Raw genomic sequence first — 15,657 nt, 5'->3', positions numbered from 1 at the left:
GAGAAGGCGCGGAGAGCATTGGCACAGTACGCACGTCGCGGTGTCCACGGTCAGACCGTCGAGGTCATCGCCCGGCGCATCCTCGCCGGTGAGATCGCCGAGGGCGCCACTCTGAACCTGGCCGCACTCCAGCAGGAGCTCGACGTCAGCCTCACCGCGCTGCGCGAGGCGCTCAAGGTCCTCACCGCCAAGGGCATCGTGGACGCCCGGCAGAAGCGGGGCACCTTCGTACGCCCCCGGGCGGACTGGCACCTGCTCGACGGTGACGTGATCCGCTGGCAGTTCGCCGAGGGCGCCGGGCAGCACCTGCTCGACCAGCTACACGAGGTGCGTACCATCGTCGAGCCGGCCGCCGCGCGACTCGCCGCCGACCGCGCCACCGGCGCCGACCTGGCCGCCCTCGACGAGGCGCTGGCCGAGATGTCCGCCGCCACCGACCCGGTCACCGCCGTCCGCGCCGACCTGGGCTTCCACCGCGCGCTGCTGGCCGCCACCCACAACGAGCTGGTGCAGCGCATGGAGGTGGTGATGGAGACCGGACTGGCCGAACGGGACCGCCTGGTGCACGGTGTGGCACCCGAGGACGACCCGGTGCCCAGCCACCGCGCGGTGGTGGACGCGATCCGGCGCACCGACGCGACCGCCGCCGAGCAGGCCATGCGCGACCTGCTGGACAAGGCCATCCGGGACGTCCAGAAGGTACGCCGGCACCGAGGCGACAGCGAGTGAGCATCGCAGGGCCGGCCACGGCCCGAGGAGCGGAGCGAGCGCGGAGCCGAGCCGGGCGAACACCGAGGCGACAGCGAGTGAGCATCGCAGGGCCGGCCACGGCCCGAGGAGCGGAGCGAGCGCGGAGCCGAGCCGGGCGAACACCGAGGCGACAGCGAGTGAGCAGCACTGCCCGACGGTGCGCGAGCACGGGCTGAGCGATTACAGAGAGGCGTCCAGTGAAGATCGTCCGAATCGAGACCTTCCTCGTCCCACCCCGGTGGCTCTTCTGCCGGGTGGAGACCGACGAGGGGCTGGTCGGCTGGGGTGAGCCGGTGGTGGAGGGCCGGGCCGAAGTGGTCCGGGCCGCCGTCGAGGTGCTCTCCGAGTATCTGCTCGGGGAGGATCCGCTGCGGATCGAGCAGCACTGGCAGGTACTCACCAAGGGCGGCTTCTACCGGGGCGGTCCGGTACTCTCCAGCGCGGTCGCCGGCCTCGACCAGGCACTCTGGGACATCGCCGGCCAGGCGTACGGCGCACCGGTGCACGCGCTGCTCGGCGGTCCGGTCCGGGAGCGGGTCCGGATCTACTCCTGGATCGGCGGCGACGAGCCGGCCGAACTCGCCGACTCCGCCGCCGCACAGGTCGAGGCCGGCATGACGGCGATCAAGATGAACGCCTCCGGCCTGCTCGCCGCCATCCCCAGCGCCACCGAGGTGGCGGCCGTGGTGCGCCGGGTCACCGCCGTCCGGGAGGTGCTCGGCGACGACCGGGACATCGCGCTGGACTTCCACGGCCGGGCGAGCCCGGCGGCAGCCCGCCGCATCCTGCCGGAACTCGCCCCGCTGCGGCCGCTCTTCGTGGAGGAACCGGTACTCCCCGAGCACAACCACCAACTCGGCGATCTCGTCAGCGCGTCGCCGGTGCCGATCGCGACCGGCGAGCGGCTCTTCGCTCGGCACGAGTTCCTCGGGCCGCTGCGCGCGGGCGTGGCGGTGGTGCAGCCCGACCTCTCGCACGCCGGCGGCATCTCCGAGGTACGCCGGATCGCCGCGCTGGCCGAGACGTTCGGCGCGGTGCTGGCCCCGCACTGCCCGCTCGGGCCGATCTCGCTCGCCGCCAGCCTCCAGGTCGCCTTCGCCACACCGAACTTCCTGATCCAGGAGCAGAGCATCGGCATCCACTACCACTCCGGCTCGGAACTGCTCGACTACGTGCTGGACCGGGAGCCGTTCCGGTTCGTCGACGGGCACCTGCGCCGGCCGGAGGCGCCCGGGCTCGGCATCACCGTCGACGAGCAGGCCGTACGCGCCGCGGCCCGGCAGGGGCACGCCTGGCGCAACCCGGTCTGGCGGCACGACGACGGCTCCTTCGCGGAATGGTGAGCCGGGACGAAGCGCGGCGAGCCCGCGCAGTGGGAGGACCAGCCGGCGGGACGGAATGCTGAGCGGGACGGGCGGCTCCGCACCGGTCGCCGTACCGCTGCGGGTCGCCGTCGACCACCGGCACGGTGGACGGTGGACCAGCCTGGCCGGTGGCGGGCGCGAGTGGCTCTGGCGGGGCGGCGCGACCGGCCGGGACCGGGTCGCCCCGGGCGACGCGTTCGTCGACGCGGGCGGCCTGGAGGAGTGCGTGCCGACCGTACGCGGCACCCCGGACCACGGCGACGCCTGGTCCCGCCCCTGGCGGACGACCGGTCCGGGCAGCGCGGTCGTCGACTGTGCCGAATTCACCCTCGCCCGCTGGATCACCGAGGAGGAGGGCGCGGTACAGGCCCGCTACCGACTGGTCGCCGAGCCGGGCTACCGGTTCGTCTGGGCCGCGCACGCCCTGCTCGACCTGTCACCGTCGGCTCGGCTGGTCGCCCCGCCGGGCACCCCCACCCGGCTCTATCCGGAGGCCGCCGACCTGCTGCAACCGGAGACGTGGCGGACCGGGGACCGGTGGCACACCGGCGCCTGGCCCGACCCGGCCGGGTTGCCGCTGGACCGGTTCGGTCCGGACGACGGCACCGCGCTCGGCGCCGTCCTGGTCGGTGCCGACGACGTACGGGTGGTGGACGGCGCCGATGTGCTCCGGCTGCGCCTGCACTGTCCGGACCAGCCCCGCGCCACCGCGCTCTGGCGCAACCTGCGGGGCTGGCCGGCTGCGGCGCCGTACCGGAGCATCGGGGTCGAGCCGATGCTCGGCCGGGTCTTCGACCTGGCCGAGGCGGACCTCGACGCCGCGCCCGGCGGGAACGCCGCGGTGGTACCGGCCGGCGGTGAGGTCGAATGGGAGCTGGTGCTCACCGCTCACCGCTTGCCCCGGGTCGACCGCTGACGACCCGCGTGACCGCGCGCGACACTGGGCGGAGCGCTGCTGACCGTCCACGAGAAGCGGCGGATCAGCTCAAGCGGTGTCGAGCACGAACGCCCGCATGAGCTTGGCGCACTCGGCCGCGTGCGTCTCCAACAAAAGTGCCCGCCGTCGTAGATGTGCGCGTCCATGCGCTCGGGGGCACGGTGGTAGGCGAGGACCTCGTCAACGTCGAAGTACGGGTCGCGCCGTCCCCACAGCACGAGCGCCGGCGGCTGGTGAGCCCGGTCGTACTCGGCGATCTCATCGAAGCGGGCGACGTGGCTGGCGTGGTCGCCGTACAGCACGAACTGCGCATCGATGTTGCCGGGTCGGCTCATGCGCTCCCAGTCGAGGTGCCACGACTCGGGAGGGTGCAGCGTGCGCAGGTGTTCAGGCAGCCCGGTGAGGTACTGGTCACGGGTGCCCGCGAAGTTCAACCAGTCCGGCAGCTCGGCGCGCTTGTCTTCGGTTGGGTCGGCCAGTACGCCTTGCAGGGCGGTGGGAAGGTAGCGACCGCATCCGACCGAGCAGTGCCCGGACGGCAATATGCACTGGTGAATGTCAATGTGATCGATGACATGACTCCACCGCCCCGGTCAGTGGCTGACCTCGCTTCGCGGCCCTCCCGCGGGAGCACCCACCCCGAAACACTCCGGCGGGACGAATCGGTCGTACTTTGGGCTGATCTGGAAGCCGCACCACCGTTCGTACGATGGTCCGGTGCACCCTCGTCTGCGCGCCGTGCTGGCCGAGCCGCGTGCCCCACATGCCCCGGCCCGCGTGTGGCGCGACTGGGCGTTGCTCACCGTCTTCGGGCCGGCGATCGTGCTGGAGGGGATCTTCCGGCCCGACCTGCCGTGGCGGGTCGGCTGCGTCGTCATCGCGCTCTCGCTGCTGCCCACGCTGCTGTGGCGGCGCACCCAGCCGCTCGCGATGGTGGCGATCGCGTTCGGCTTCACGGCGGCCGCCCCGTTCGTGCTGCCCGGCGACCCCTGCCACATGTACACGACGAGCTTCCTCGTCCTGCTCTGCTACGCGCTGATCCGCTGGGGCTCCGGCCGGGACGCCGTGATCGGTTCGGCGTTCGTGGCGGCCAAGGTTGCCGCCGCCGGGATGGCCGGCTCGATCGGCGGCGGTGAGGTGGTCGCCGGCTTCGCGGTGATGTTCGCCGCCGCCACGCTCGGCGCCGCGGTCCGCTTCCGCGCCACCGCCCGGCTGCGCGAGCTCGACCGGGTCAAGCTCCTGGAGCGCGAGCGCCTCGCCCGCGACCTGCACGACACCGTGGCCCACCACGTCTCGGCGATGGCGATCCGCGCCCAGGCCGGCATCGCCGCCTCGGCCAGCCAGCCGGGCGCCGCCGTCGAGGCGCTCCGCGTGATCGAGGCCGAGGCGTCCCGCGCGCTCGCCGAGATGCGCGCGATGGTCCGCGTCCTGCGCCGCGACCAGCCCGCCGAGCTGGCGCCCAGCCCGCGGGTCGCCGACATCGAGCGGCTCGCCGGCCGATTCCGCGCCGGGCCGGACGTCGACGTGGAGCTCCGGGGCGACCTTGACAACCTCCCACCCACGGTCGACTCCGCGCTCTACCGCCTGGCCCAGGAGTCGGTCACCAACGCCCGCCGCCACGCCCGGCACGCCACCCGCATCGAGATCAGCGTCGCGGCCGACGACACCTCCGTGCGCCTGCGGGTCAGCGACGACGGCGAGACCGGCGTCGCCCGCCCGGCCGGCTCGCCCGGGTTCGGTCTGATGGGCATGATGGAACGCGCCGACCTGCTTGGCGGCACCTGCGAGGCCGGCCCCGACCCCGAGCGCGGGTGGACCGTGACGGCCGTGCTCCCGCGCGCGGGCGTTGGCGCGTGACGGTGCGCGTGCTCGTCGCGGACGACCAGGAGATCGTCCGCACCGGCCTCACCATGATTCTGAACGCGCAGCCCGGCATCGAGGTCGTCGGCGAGGCCGGCGACGGTCGCCGGGCCGTCGAGCTGGCCCGGCGGCTCCGCCCCGACGTCTGCCTCTTCGACATCCGGATGCCCGGCATGGACGGCATCGAGGCCACCCGGGCGCTCGCCGGGCCATCCGTCGCGGAGCCGCTCGCGGTGGTCGTCATCACGACCTTCGATCTCGACGACTACGTGTACGCGGCACTGCGCGCGGGCGCCCGCGGTTTCCTGCTCAAGGAGGCCGGCCCCGATCTACTCACCCAGGCCGTGCACGCGGCTGCCAACGGGGACGCGCTCATCGCACCGAGCGTCACCACGCGGCTGTTGAAGGCGTTCGCCGACGCCGGTCCCGCCGCGCCGCCGAAGCAGCCGATCGAGGCGCTCACCGACCGGGAGGAGCAGGTGCTGGTCGCGGTCGCGCGGGGGCGCACCAACAAGGAGATCGCCGACGAGCTCTACATCACGCTGAGCACCGTCAAGTCACACGTCACCAGCCTGATGACCAAGCTCGGCGTGCGTAACCGGGTCGAGATCGCGATGTGGGCGTACGAGACCAACCGCAACCGGGCGCGGGGTTGACGGCGCCCCCGGTCCACGGCCACACCCTGCTGCTCGCGTCGCGCCTCGTCGCCTCGGTGGTGGTCGACTGCCTCGGGTACCCGCGCCGACCCGGCGGAGCGCGCGACGCACGACCACCCCAAGGCTCGCCACAGGCTACGGCGAGCATCTTCCCGCAGGCTGAATCACCGTCCCGCGCGTCGCCAGGGGCCGACGACGAGTGGACGGCGACCGCTGAAAGTACGACGACGCCGTACGACCATGGGCCGGCCCGATCGCGGCCCATCTGCCGATGAGCCGGGGCGGGTGCGGCGGCCACCATCGATGGCATGACGAGGCGTGAGTGGCGGCTGCCGGCCGCGTTGATCCTGCTGGCCCTGATACCGATAATCGCCGGCGCGGCACGGGTGACCGAGCTGAGCACCGGCCCGGAGGTCACCCCGGCGAACGCCCGCTTCGTCGCCGACCCGCTGCCGGTGGTACTGCACATCGTCGGCGCGGTGGTCTACACGATCCTCGGCGCCTTCCAGTTCGTACCCGGCCTGCGCCGCCGCCGCTGGCACCGCCTCGCCGGCCGGCTGCTCGTTCCCTGTGGGCTGACGGTCGCCCTCACCGGCCTGTGGATGGCGTTCGCGTACGACCTGCCGGCCCACGACAACGACGTGCTCGCCGGCATGCGGCTCGTCTTCGGCTCGGCCATGGCCGCCTCGATCCTGCTCGGCCTCGCCGCCGCCCTGCGCCGCGACTTCACCCGGCACCGGGCGTGGATGGCGCGAGGCTACGCGATCGGCCTCGGCGCCGGCACGCAGGCGTTCACGCATGCGCCGTACGTCGCGGCGACCGGCGAACAGCCGGACGGGAACGTCCGCGCCGGGCTGGTGCTCGCCGGTTGGCTGATCAACCTTGCCGTGGCCGAATGGTACCTGCGCCGCCCGGCCCGCACAGCGCGTTCTCGACCAGCTCGTCGGTCGCATGTCGCCGCCGGATGAAGCCCTCCGGGGCATTGCCGAGCGCGCCGTCCACCGACAGTGCACGCTGCGCCGGCCGCCGCTGGTGGCCCTGATGCCCGTGACGTAGCAGGCGCCCCCGCCGGGTGTCCCGGGTGGACACCGCGGCGGTAGTTGATCACGCCTCCGCCGAACGCGACAGAGTTCTCAAGGGGTCTGTGTCGAGGTGTCTGGCCGGTCGGCTCGGCCGGTCACCAGCTTGCGGGCCGCACAGCGGGCTCGGCGGGTGGTGGACTCCAGCGCCTCGTCAGGGTCGCCGAAGACGCCCTCGGCGAGGAAAGCGGCGAAGCCGTGTGCCGTGGCACCGACCGCGTGGATGAGGTCGAGCGCCTCGTCAGGGTCGGGGACGAGCCGCCCGGCGGGCTGGCTGAGCAGGTGCAGAACCCGGTCACCGGCCCGTCCCAGATCCGGATGGAGCTGCTTGTTCAACCCGGCGGCGAACGTGATGTCGAACAGCGCCTTGCTGTTCGCGGCGAATCGCACGTACGCGGCAGCGAACGCGGCGAGCTGCTCGGTCGGGTCTTCCTCGGCGGCCATGGCGGCGGAGAAGCACTCGTACTGCTGCTCGTAGCCTGTGCGCGCCAGCTCGGCCAAGAGTGCCTCCCTGTCCGCGAAGTGCTTGTACGGTGCCGCCACGCTGACGCCGGCCCGGCGGCTCGCCTCGGCCAGGGTGAATCCTCGGGCTCCCCGCTCCGCCACCAGTTCCAGAGCGGCCCGTAGCAGGGCGCTGCGCAGGTTACCGTGATGGTGGCCGGTCGGCCGGGCACGTGTCATAGCCAAGGTTAACGCTACTCACCTCGCGTGCTGCGGAGCCATCCGAGCAGGTCGTCGGTCATCGCGAGCCCTCCATCGCCGACATGACCGTGGAGGCGATGGTGTACGAGTCGTCCCGGTGCAGTGTCCACTCGCGGTCCCCGGTGACGATCTGGATCCGGCCGTCCGCGAGCACCCGGACGGTGAGGCCGAGGGTTTCGGCGTCGCGCTCCGCGAAGACGGTGACGAGTGCGGTGGCGTCGGTCATGGTTGTCTGGCCTCCCGGCTAGCCGGCGTGTCGGTCCACCCTCCGTTATCTCACCCTGGACCACCGCGCCAGGGTGCATCTCGGAGTTCCGGCTGGCGTCGACCTCGAGCTAGATCGAGAACGCCCTGACGGGCGAGTCAGCCTGATCATCGCCGGCGACACCGTCCGGTCCGCCTCCACACTCCCCGTCACCAGCAACGACGAAGGGCTGGTCCTCGACGGACCAGCCCTTTCGGACAGCAGAAACGCGGTTCGCGCACTGCCAAGCGTGGTGGGCGATACTGGGATCGAACCAGTGACCTCTTCGGTGTGAACGAAGCGCTCTCCCGCTGAGCTAATCGCCCTCAGCGCGGACGACTGTACCTGATCCGCCGGAGTCCGCGCGACTTCGGGGTCAGTGCGTCGCGATGTAGTGCATGAACCTGGCGATCAGGTCGATGCCGAGACTGGCCCGTACCGACAGCCAGAACACCACCGCCACGAACACCAGCCCGACCGAACCGAGCATGATCCGGACCAGGAGGGACTGTTCACGTACCCAACGTGCCCAGCCCTGTACGTGCCGACGGGTGAAGTTGAGCAGCCGTTTGGCCCAATGGAACTCCACCGCCCAGATACCCAGCCCGCCGATGACGATCAGCCAACCCGGCCCCGGAAGCGGAATCAATGCGAGACCGAGTGTGACGACGATCGCACCGGCAACCGCCACGAACACCTTCAACGCGATCCGACCGGTCGGATTGGCTCGGATGATCTCCAGCGTCCGGCGTACCCGTTGCCGCCGGTTCTGTGTCACGAACGGCTCGAGCGGCACTTCCGCGCCGGCGCCCGTGAAGGACTCCGTCGCAGATCCGGACCGGTCCCCCCGTGGGACGCGCTCGTCGTCGGGCACGTCGTACCTCCGCTCTTCGACCGCCCCCGCGACGCCGGAGCGGACCCCGGGTCCGGCCCCGTTCACCCTCGACGCGCTCGGCAGAGCCGCTTTCTCCATTGAGGATGGATTCGTAGCCATTTCAACCCCCAGTGTGGCCCGGCCCGTCACTCAACAGGACGACTGGACGTTACCGGAGTGAGTCGACGGCTGAACCATCCGGCGTCGGGTGGGATCGAGTACCTGGGCAGAACTGGACATCCTACATAAAGATTCGATTTCGATCGGCGGCTAGGAAGCCTCTTCCCACTACTGGGTGATATCAGCGTATGGCGGAGCGTAACCATGAGTAGCACCTGAGGATGGGAAAGGCGGGACACATACGTCCCGCAGCGGTGCCGGGGGGAGAACGTCCATGAGTGTCATCCGACCGACCACGGTCGAGGTCGAGACGTCGTTAAGGCTCGTTGCACCTGACGCCACGGCCCTGCCCGTGCGTGCCAGCCTGCGCTACGACCCAGCCGACCCGTATGCGGTCCATGTCCTGTTCCATGCGGAATCTGCCGGTGGCGAAGCGGTCAGCTGGTCCTTCGCCCGGGAGCTGCTCGTCACCGGCCTCGACGAGCCGGCCGGGATCGGCGACGTCCGGGTCTGGCCCTGGGCCACACCCCGGGGCGACTTCGTCGCGCTCGCGCTCTCATCACCGGACGGTAACGCACTGTTCGAGGTGCCACGTAGCGTCCTGGTCAGGTTCCTGCGCCGGACGTACGTGGTGGTCCCCCGGGGCCGGGAAGGAGACCACCTCGACGTCGATACGGCGGTCAACCGACTGCTGGCCGGTCGCTGAGCGTTTCCCGCGACTGCGTGCGCGGGGCACGTCGCCGCTGGAAGGCCACGCCGCGCGGACCCTGCCGAGGTCCGCGCGGCGTTCGCGATGCCCGACGTCGGTCTGGTCAGCCGTGCGTGGTGATTCCGCCGTCGACCGGTATGACCGCTCCGGTGAGGTATGCCCCGGCCCGCGAGGCGAGGTAGATCGCCGCCCCGGCCATGTCGTCGGGCCGGCCGATCCGGCCGAGCGGCACCTGGTGCTCGATCGTCGCCCGGGTCGCCGGGTCGTCCAACGCGAACGCCATCATCTTGCTCTCGAACGGACCGGGGGCGATCGCGTTCACCGTGATGTGCTCCGGGGCGAGCTGATGGGCCAGGCTCCGGGTCAGCATGTGCACCGCCGCCTTGGTGGCCGAGTAGGCGTACACCTCCATCCACGGCACCCGGATGCCGTCGATCGAACCGATGTTGATCACCCGGGCCGGGTCGTCTGCGCTGGCCGAGGCACGCAAGGCGGGCAGCAGGGCGGTGGTCAACCGGAAGACCGCCTTGACGTTCACCGCCCAGAGCTTGTCGAAGGCGCTCTCCGGGTACGCCTCCAGCGGTGCCCCCCAGGTCGCACCGGCGTTGTTGACCAGTACGTCCAGGGCCGGCACCCGTTGCAGGACCTGCTCGGCGAGCCGACCCGCCCCGGCCGCGCTGGAGATGTCCGCCGGGATCGCCTCGCAGCGACCGAACCCGGAAAGCTGCTCGGCGACCTCGGCACAGACCTCCGCCTTGCGGGACGAGATGATCACCTGGGCGCCCGCCTCGACAAATCCCCGGGCGATCATCAGCCCGATTCCCCGGGTGCCACCGGTGACCAGCACCGCCTTGCCCTCGACCGAGAACAGACCTGGCATGCACACCCCTGCAGATTGTGGGTCGATCGGCGCCGGGATGCGGACCGACCGGATCGGTTTACTGTGCGGTAACTTAGCCTTGACCGTACCGACCGGACAACTCCGGCCGGTACGGCGGCACTACGGCTCGGTACCGGCGATCACGGCTCGGTACCGGCGATCACGGCTCGGTACCGGCGATCACGGCTCGGTACCGGCGATCACGGCTCGGTACCGGCCATGGTCACCCGGGACAGGTCGACCGGCACCCGGCCGGGGATTGTCCCGCTCGATCGCCGGGCGGATCCGGGCATCCGTGGGCGAACGGTCCAGGTTGCGGTGCCGCACCGTCAGTGGGGTGCTCGGCGCACCGATCACGCGGTGGTCGTAGCCCGGACCGGGGACAGGCTACCGACCGGCCGACTCCACGGTCAACGTCGATGTCTGGCTGTCCGATCTCCGCCCCCCGTCGGCCCGGCCACCGCCGCCACCTGCCCGGATGGCGGCGCGGTCGGGTTCCGGACCCGGGCCGCCCGAGGGGTGCGCTGCGGGCCGACGGCGGCTAACGTCGCAGGTGATGGTCCGATTCGGTCAGCTTCCAGGTGATCCGGGCGCAGCGCCGGCCCAGCCCGGCTGGGCCGGTATCCGCACCCTCACCCTGCGCGACTACTTCTTCGATCGGTCCCGTCAAGGACCGCTGCTGGTCGATCGGCACCTGCTCATCCTGGTCACCGTCGGACACGGCACGCAGGACATCGACTTCCGGACGTACCCGTGCCGGCCGGGATCGCTGCTCTGGGTGCGGCCCGGGCAGGTCGTCCAGCACGGTGGGCAGGGCGGACTCGACGCGGTGCTGGTCTGCTGGACGCCGCAGACCATGCGCGATCTGGACGTCTCGCCGATCGGCCCGCCCTTCGCCGCCGGCTTCTGGCAGCTCGCCGGTGAGGACGAGGACGCGGTGATCAACGAGGTCAGTCAACTGGTGGTGGACTGCCAGCGGCACCGGGGCGGCGCCCTCGCCACCGACCTGCTGCGGCACCAGCTCGCCGTACTGCTGCTGCGGCTGGCCCTGCTGCCGCGCGACCCGGCCGACCCCGCTGCGGTGCCGGCCCCTCCACACACCCGCAACGGCGGCGCCCCGGACGGTACGGACCCGACCGGCACCTTCTGGCGGCTGCGGCACGAGGTCGAGCGCTCGTACGGGCAGACCCGGCGGGTCGAGGACTACGCCGGCCGGCTCGACTGCTCGGTGCGTACCCTGACCCGGGCCTGTCTGGCGGCCACCGGCCGCAGCGCCAAGCAGGTGATCGACGAGCGGGTGGCGCTGGAGGCCCGGCGGCTGCTCGCCGCGACCGACCTGTCGGTGGCCGAGGTCGGCCGCCGGCTCGGCTTTCCGGAGCCGACCAACTTCGGCCGGTTCTTCCAGCGGGAGGTCGGACGCAGTCCCGGCGCCTTCCGGGCCGGCCTGCCCGGCCGGAGCCCCGCCGTCCAGGGCTGACCGCCTCCGCCGCCCGCCATCGCTCCCGCCGTCGTCGGCCCGCCGTCATCGGCCGGCCATCCCGACGGTGGGTGATGGAGGCGTGCAGATCTCGGCGCGCGGTGACTACGCGGTACGGGCCGGACTCGGTCTCGCGGCGGCGTACCCGGCGCTGATGTCCGCCCAGGCGCTCGCCGCCGAGCAGGACCTGCCCCGGCTCTGGGTGGCCGTCCCGGCGGCCGGATGCCGGCGCACGTACGCAAGCTGACCACCCGGCCGGACGCCTGGCAGCCGCGCCGAGGGCCGGGCGGCGCCGGCCGTCCCGGACCGTCCCTTGCGGAACGTCGGCGGCTGCCAGCGGTGCCGGCGCACGTTTGCCGGACACCCGTGAAGGGAACTTCCTGGCAACCCCCGGAAGAGAGCAGTTGTCCCGAAGGGAGCATGGCCGTGGGTCTGATGTTCCGTAAGCGCAGGAAGATCGGTCCGTTGATCCTCAACTTCACCGAGAACGGCTTCTCGTCGTGGAGTATCAGGATCGGTCGCTGGTCGTGGAACTCGCGGGCCCGCGCGCACCGGGTCGACCTGCCCGGCCCGCTGTCCTGGAAGCAGGACAAGTCACGGTCCTGAGGCAGCGGTGACGGACAGGGATGCCGGCCAGGCCGTCGGCGTCCCTGTTACGTGCTCAGCCTGACGGTGTGACGGTGATGGTGACGTCGCCGCCGAGCCGGCCCGCCTCGGGTTCCCGGCTCACCAGCCCGGCTGCCAGCAACGCGGTGAGCACCCGGTTGGTGTCCGCCGGACGATAGACCGTCCGCTCGGCGGTGAACTGGCGCAGCTCGGTGACGGACGCGGCGCCGACCGACGCGAGCCGGGCCAGGAGTTCCCGTCGCAGCGGCCCCGGATGCGGACTCAGCGAGATGTCCAGCAGGTGCCCCTCCGGGTCGCCGGGATCCCGGTAGCGCACCCCGGCGTACTCGTCCACCGCCCACAGCGCGTTCTTGAAGGCGTCCAGCCGCTTGCCGGCGGCAGTGGCGAAGACCAGCACCTCGGCGCCGGCGTCGGCGACCAACTCCACCTCGGTCACCAGCGGCAGCCCGGCCCCGGCCAGTCGACGCCGGTGGTCCGCCCCGGACCAGACCGGCGGATCGAGCACCAGCAACAGCTCGGCCGGCCGGCCGCCGGCCACCGCCGCGAGGACCTCCGGATCCGGCTCGGGACCGCCGGTGCCGTCCAGGTAGGCGAAGACCGGAGCGCCGTTCGCGGCGGCCGCTCGCAGCGCCACCGGCAACCGCTCGACACCGCCCGGCACCAGGTGCGCGGCCAGCCCGGCGGGCAGCTCCGACTGGGCCGCCGCATGGCGTGCCGCGAGGTCCTGGTCACCGGCCCTGCCGAGGGTCAGCGCCGCCATTCGCCGCCCGCGCAGCAGGTCGGCGAACTCGCCGAAGACCCGCAGCGCGGCGTCCGCGGCACCACCGTCCGCTCCGGGGTACGCCTGTGCGAAGGTGGCCCGCCGGGACCGGTGCAGCGCGGCCGGCACCCAGGAGTCGAGCTGGCGTACCAGCAGTTCCCGCTTGACGGCGCCGATCGGGTCGGTGGACATGCTGCGGTTGTACCCTGCCCGACCCGCCCGTGTCACCTCGGCGGTCGTCCCGGCCTGGCCGCCGCCGGCCGATGCCGGTCAGCACGGAACCTCGACGGTGCGGTGCCGCTGACCGCCCTGCCCGGCCCCCGCCGGCCGGTACCGGTCAGGACGGGACGGAGACGCCGACGCCGCCCCGGGTCTGCCCGCCGTACCGCTGCTTCTCCCGGTCGAGGTCGAGCCGGGAGATCCGGCGGCGCGCGGCGAGGGTCTGCTCGTCGAGCCGGTCGCCCGGGACCAGCCACACCACCTCGAACTCCAGCCCGTCCGGGTCCCTGCCGTAGAGGCTCTTGGTGCTGCCGTGGTCGGAGCTGCCGGCCAACGCGCCCGCCTCGGAGAGCCGGCCGGCGATCGCCGACAGCTCGTCCAGGGTGTCCACCTCCCAGGCCAGGTGGTAGAGCCCGACCGTGGTACGGCCGGCACCGGACGGGCCGGCGGCGGCACCCACCTCGAACAGGCCGAGGTCGTGGTCGTTGGTGGAGTCGGGCGCCTGGAGGAAGGCAGCGCCGTCGAACCCCTCCGGTGTCATCGGCACCTGACGGAAGCCGAGGACGTCCCGGTAGAAGGCGACGCTGCGGGCGAGGTCGCGAACGAAGAGTACGGCGTGGTTGAGCCGGTGGATCGCCATGGCTCCACCGTAGTCGCCGCCTCGGATGCCCGAGATGACGACGAAACTGCCCCCACCTGCCCTCTTGTACTGAACGTCGCCGGGCGAGCACGATGGGGCGTGGCTTCCGGCTTCGGTGAACTCACCCAGCAGGCGAACGCGCTCGTGGCAGCCGGTGACCTGGCCGGGGCCCGGAACCTGCTCGGCCCGCCGCTGGACGCCGCCGACCCGAGCCCCGGACACGCCTCCGCCGAGTTGGCCGAGGCGGCCGGCCTCCAGGCCCGGGTGCTGGTGGCGCTCGGCGACCCGCACGCCGCTCGGGGCTGGGCCGCGTTCGCCTACTCCGCGACCACCCGGCTCTACGGCGCCGCCGACCAACGGACCGTGGCGACCGCAGCCACCCTCGCCGCCGTACTGCACCGGGTCGGCAGCCACGCCCGGGCCGCCCGGCTGTACCGGGACGTGATCATCGAGCTCACCGCCAACGACGGCCCGGAGTCGCTGCGGGTACTCGCCGCACACGCCGACCTGGCCACCGTCGAGTACGCCCAGGGCGAGTGCACGCTGGCCCGGAACCGGCTGGAGGACGCCTGGGAACTGCACCGGGAGGTCTACGGCGACGGGCACCCGGGCGGGATCCGGATGCTCGCCCGGCTGGGCGCGATGCAGCGCGACTGTGGACTCTTCACCCGGGCGCACGAGCACCTGGCCCTGGCCCGGGAGTTGTGCCGGGAGCACCTACCGGCCGACCATCCGCTGGCGGCCCAGGTCGCGGCGCTCGCCCGGGCGGCAGCCGATCCCGACCACGTCTGCGCCGATTCCGGGCCGGAGTCCGAGGACGAACCGCACGCGCCGACCGGGCGGACGGGCGCCCCGGAGTACGCCGTGCCGTGGCACCCGGAGCCTCGGCACGCCGAGCCGGCACCGTACACCGAGCACTCGGAGCACACCGGGTACGGACAGCACGCACGTCGTCCGCAGCACGGCGAATATCCGCCACACGGCGGCCCGCAGCACGCGGCCTCGTCGTATCCGGCGGTACCGCCGCCACCCGCCGCCGCACCGGCGCAGCCCGCCGGACCGGCGCAGCCCGCCGGACCGGCGTCGCCGCCGCTCGGAGCGGTGTCGCCGTACCCGACCGCGCCCGGTCAGCGGCCCGGGCAGCACGACCAGCCGTACCAGGACGATCCTGCCGGGTTTCCGGACGGCGGGGAGCACCCGCCGGACGCCGAGCTGCCACCCCGCGACGAGTTGCCACCGCTGCGCTTTCCGCCTCCACCGCCACCCCGGTCCGCCGGAGCCGGCACCGACGCCCCGCAGGTGCCGCCGCCCCGGCTGCCACCCGCACCGCTCGTCGAACCCCCGCCCCGGTGGGGCACCCCACCGCCGGCCGGGCCGCCGGCCCCGCCACCCCGGAACGCGGCGAACCGGTCCGGATCCGGATTCGCCACCGGTGCCGGGCCGACCGGCGATGCGGACGACGATCCGGAGCACGGCTGGTGGCCGCCGGACGTGGTCCGCCGCACGCCGGACGGCGACGACGACCCGGAGGCCGGGCGGCACCCCACGCCGGCCGCCGCCGAGCCGTGGCAGCCGGAGAGCCGCTCCGGCTCCACCCCGGTCGCCGAGCGGCCGCACCCGGAACTCCCGGACGGTCACGCCGTCGACCTCGGCGGCACCGGGGGCGTACCCGAGGTCCGGCACCTGCCGGAGCGGCGGTCGTCCCGGTTGCCGGTGCGGATCCACCGGCCGCCGCCCGCTGGTCGGCGGCTGTCGACTG

General features: G+C 72.8%; 17 protein-coding genes, 1 tRNA gene and 1 pseudogene. 11 read left to right on the top strand and 8 right to left on the bottom strand.

Annotated elements, in window-relative coordinates; genetic code table 11:
• Positions 1-18: 18 nt before the first annotated feature.
• The 3 genes from R6Y94_RS40835 to R6Y94_RS40825 all read left to right on the top strand — a co-directional run bounded on the left by R6Y94_RS40835 (position 19) and on the right by R6Y94_RS40825 (position 3,030).
• Positions 19-729, top strand: a complete 711-nt coding sequence (locus R6Y94_RS40835) for a FadR/GntR family transcriptional regulator (RefSeq protein ID WP_318402275.1) — start codon at positions 19-21, stop codon at positions 727-729.
• Between the two features lie 218 nt (positions 730-947).
• Positions 948-2,093, top strand: coding sequence for a galactonate dehydratase (dgoD, locus tag R6Y94_RS40830; protein WP_318402273.1), 1,146 nt, complete (start codon positions 948-950; stop codon positions 2,091-2,093).
• Positions 2,094-2,148: 55 nt separating this feature from the next.
• A complete protein-coding gene (locus tag R6Y94_RS40825) occupies positions 2,149-3,030 on the top strand; it encodes a hypothetical protein (protein ID WP_318402271.1) in 882 nt (293 codons plus the stop codon).
• On the opposite strand, the gene R6Y94_RS40820 is transcribed toward R6Y94_RS40825, so the two are convergent.
• The gene (locus R6Y94_RS40820; RefSeq protein ID WP_318402270.1) at positions 3,003-3,593 is read right to left on the bottom strand and encodes a hypothetical protein; all 591 of its coding nucleotides are present in this window, start codon (positions 3,591-3,593) and stop codon (positions 3,003-3,005) included. The genes R6Y94_RS40825 and R6Y94_RS40820 overlap by 28 nt on opposite strands.
• A 175-nt stretch (positions 3,594-3,768) precedes the next feature.
• Here R6Y94_RS40820 and R6Y94_RS40815 point away from each other — a divergent pair, with 175 nt between their 5' ends.
• The 3 genes from R6Y94_RS40815 (at position 3,769) to R6Y94_RS40805 (ending at position 6,535) form a co-directional block, all read left to right on the top strand.
• Positions 3,769-4,908, top strand: coding sequence for a sensor histidine kinase (locus R6Y94_RS40815; RefSeq protein WP_318402268.1), 1,140 nt, complete (start codon positions 3,769-3,771; stop codon positions 4,906-4,908).
• Positions 4,905-5,567 (top strand): response regulator transcription factor, encoded by a 663-nt coding sequence (locus R6Y94_RS40810; RefSeq protein WP_318402266.1) that lies wholly within the window; start codon positions 4,905-4,907, stop codon positions 5,565-5,567. Before R6Y94_RS40815 ends, R6Y94_RS40810 begins: the two co-directional genes overlap by 4 nt.
• A gap of 308 nt (positions 5,568-5,875) precedes the next feature.
• On the top strand, positions 5,876-6,535 hold the full coding sequence (locus tag R6Y94_RS40805) for a DUF2306 domain-containing protein (RefSeq protein ID WP_318402264.1): 660 nt from the start codon (positions 5,876-5,878) through the stop codon (positions 6,533-6,535).
• Between the two features lie 165 nt (positions 6,536-6,700).
• On the opposite strand, the gene R6Y94_RS40800 is transcribed toward R6Y94_RS40805, so the two are convergent.
• From R6Y94_RS40800 to R6Y94_RS40785, 4 genes are all read right to left on the bottom strand, one after another.
• Complete coding sequence (locus R6Y94_RS40800; RefSeq protein WP_318402262.1) at positions 6,701-7,327, bottom strand: TetR/AcrR family transcriptional regulator; 627 nt, start codon at positions 7,325-7,327, stop codon at positions 6,701-6,703.
• A gap of 58 nt (positions 7,328-7,385) precedes the next feature.
• Positions 7,386-7,574 (bottom strand): hypothetical protein, encoded by a 189-nt coding sequence (locus R6Y94_RS40795; RefSeq protein ID WP_318402260.1) that lies wholly within the window; start codon positions 7,572-7,574, stop codon positions 7,386-7,388.
• A 269-nt stretch (positions 7,575-7,843) separates the two neighbouring features.
• Positions 7,844-7,918 (bottom strand) — tRNA-Val (locus R6Y94_RS40790).
• A 50-nt stretch (positions 7,919-7,968) separates the two neighbouring features.
• The gene (locus tag R6Y94_RS40785; protein WP_412102991.1) at positions 7,969-8,550 is read right to left on the bottom strand and encodes a TIGR02611 family protein; all 582 of its coding nucleotides are present in this window, start codon (positions 8,548-8,550) and stop codon (positions 7,969-7,971) included.
• A 310-nt stretch (positions 8,551-8,860) separates the two neighbouring features.
• On the opposite strand from R6Y94_RS40785, the gene R6Y94_RS40780 reads away from it, so the two are divergent.
• Positions 8,861-9,292 carry an SsgA family sporulation/cell division regulator gene (locus tag R6Y94_RS40780; protein WP_101365276.1) on the top strand — a complete coding sequence of 144 codons (432 nt, stop codon included), beginning with the start codon at positions 8,861-8,863 and terminating at the stop codon, positions 9,290-9,292.
• Between the two features lie 106 nt (positions 9,293-9,398).
• Here the strand turns inward: R6Y94_RS40780 and R6Y94_RS40775 are convergent, their stop codons facing one another.
• Positions 9,399-10,175, bottom strand: a complete 777-nt coding sequence (locus tag R6Y94_RS40775; RefSeq protein ID WP_318402259.1) for a glucose 1-dehydrogenase — start codon at positions 10,173-10,175, stop codon at positions 9,399-9,401.
• A gap of 556 nt (positions 10,176-10,731) precedes the next feature.
• Here R6Y94_RS40775 and R6Y94_RS40770 point away from each other — a divergent pair.
• From R6Y94_RS40770 to R6Y94_RS40760, 3 genes are all read left to right on the top strand, one after another.
• Entirely contained in the window at positions 10,732-11,652 is a 921-nt protein-coding gene (locus tag R6Y94_RS40770; RefSeq protein ID WP_318402257.1) for an AraC family transcriptional regulator, read from the top strand.
• A gap of 67 nt (positions 11,653-11,719) precedes the next feature.
• The gene (locus tag R6Y94_RS40765; protein WP_318402255.1) at positions 11,720-11,899 is read left to right on the top strand and encodes a hypothetical protein; all 180 of its coding nucleotides are present in this window, start codon (positions 11,720-11,722) and stop codon (positions 11,897-11,899) included.
• A 179-nt stretch (positions 11,900-12,078) separates the two neighbouring features.
• Positions 12,079-12,258: a DUF4236 domain-containing protein gene (locus R6Y94_RS40760; RefSeq protein ID WP_318402254.1), complete on the top strand. Its 180-nt coding sequence runs from the start codon at positions 12,079-12,081 to the stop codon at positions 12,256-12,258.
• A gap of 55 nt (positions 12,259-12,313) precedes the next feature.
• Here the strand turns inward: R6Y94_RS40760 and R6Y94_RS40755 are convergent, their stop codons facing one another.
• Entirely contained in the window at positions 12,314-13,231 is a 918-nt protein-coding gene (locus R6Y94_RS40755) for a hypothetical protein (RefSeq protein ID WP_318402252.1), read from the bottom strand.
• A 145-nt stretch (positions 13,232-13,376) separates the two neighbouring features.
• Positions 13,377-13,898, bottom strand: coding sequence for a VOC family protein (locus tag R6Y94_RS40750; RefSeq protein ID WP_318402251.1), 522 nt, complete (start codon positions 13,896-13,898; stop codon positions 13,377-13,379).
• A 99-nt stretch (positions 13,899-13,997) separates the two neighbouring features.
• On the opposite strand from R6Y94_RS40750, the pseudogene R6Y94_RS45480 reads away from it, so the two are divergent.
• Positions 13,998-15,101 (top strand): annotated as a pseudogene (locus R6Y94_RS45480) (tetratricopeptide repeat protein); the annotation flags it as partial.
• Positions 15,102-15,657 lie beyond the last annotated feature (556 nt).

Source organism: Plantactinospora sp. KLBMP9567 (genome assembly GCF_033446045.1).
In the GTDB taxonomy this organism is placed as follows: domain Bacteria; phylum Actinomycetota; class Actinomycetes; order Mycobacteriales; family Micromonosporaceae; genus Plantactinospora.
Note: the sequence above shows the minus strand (reverse complement) of the source record. Positions and strands in the feature narration are given on the sequence as shown.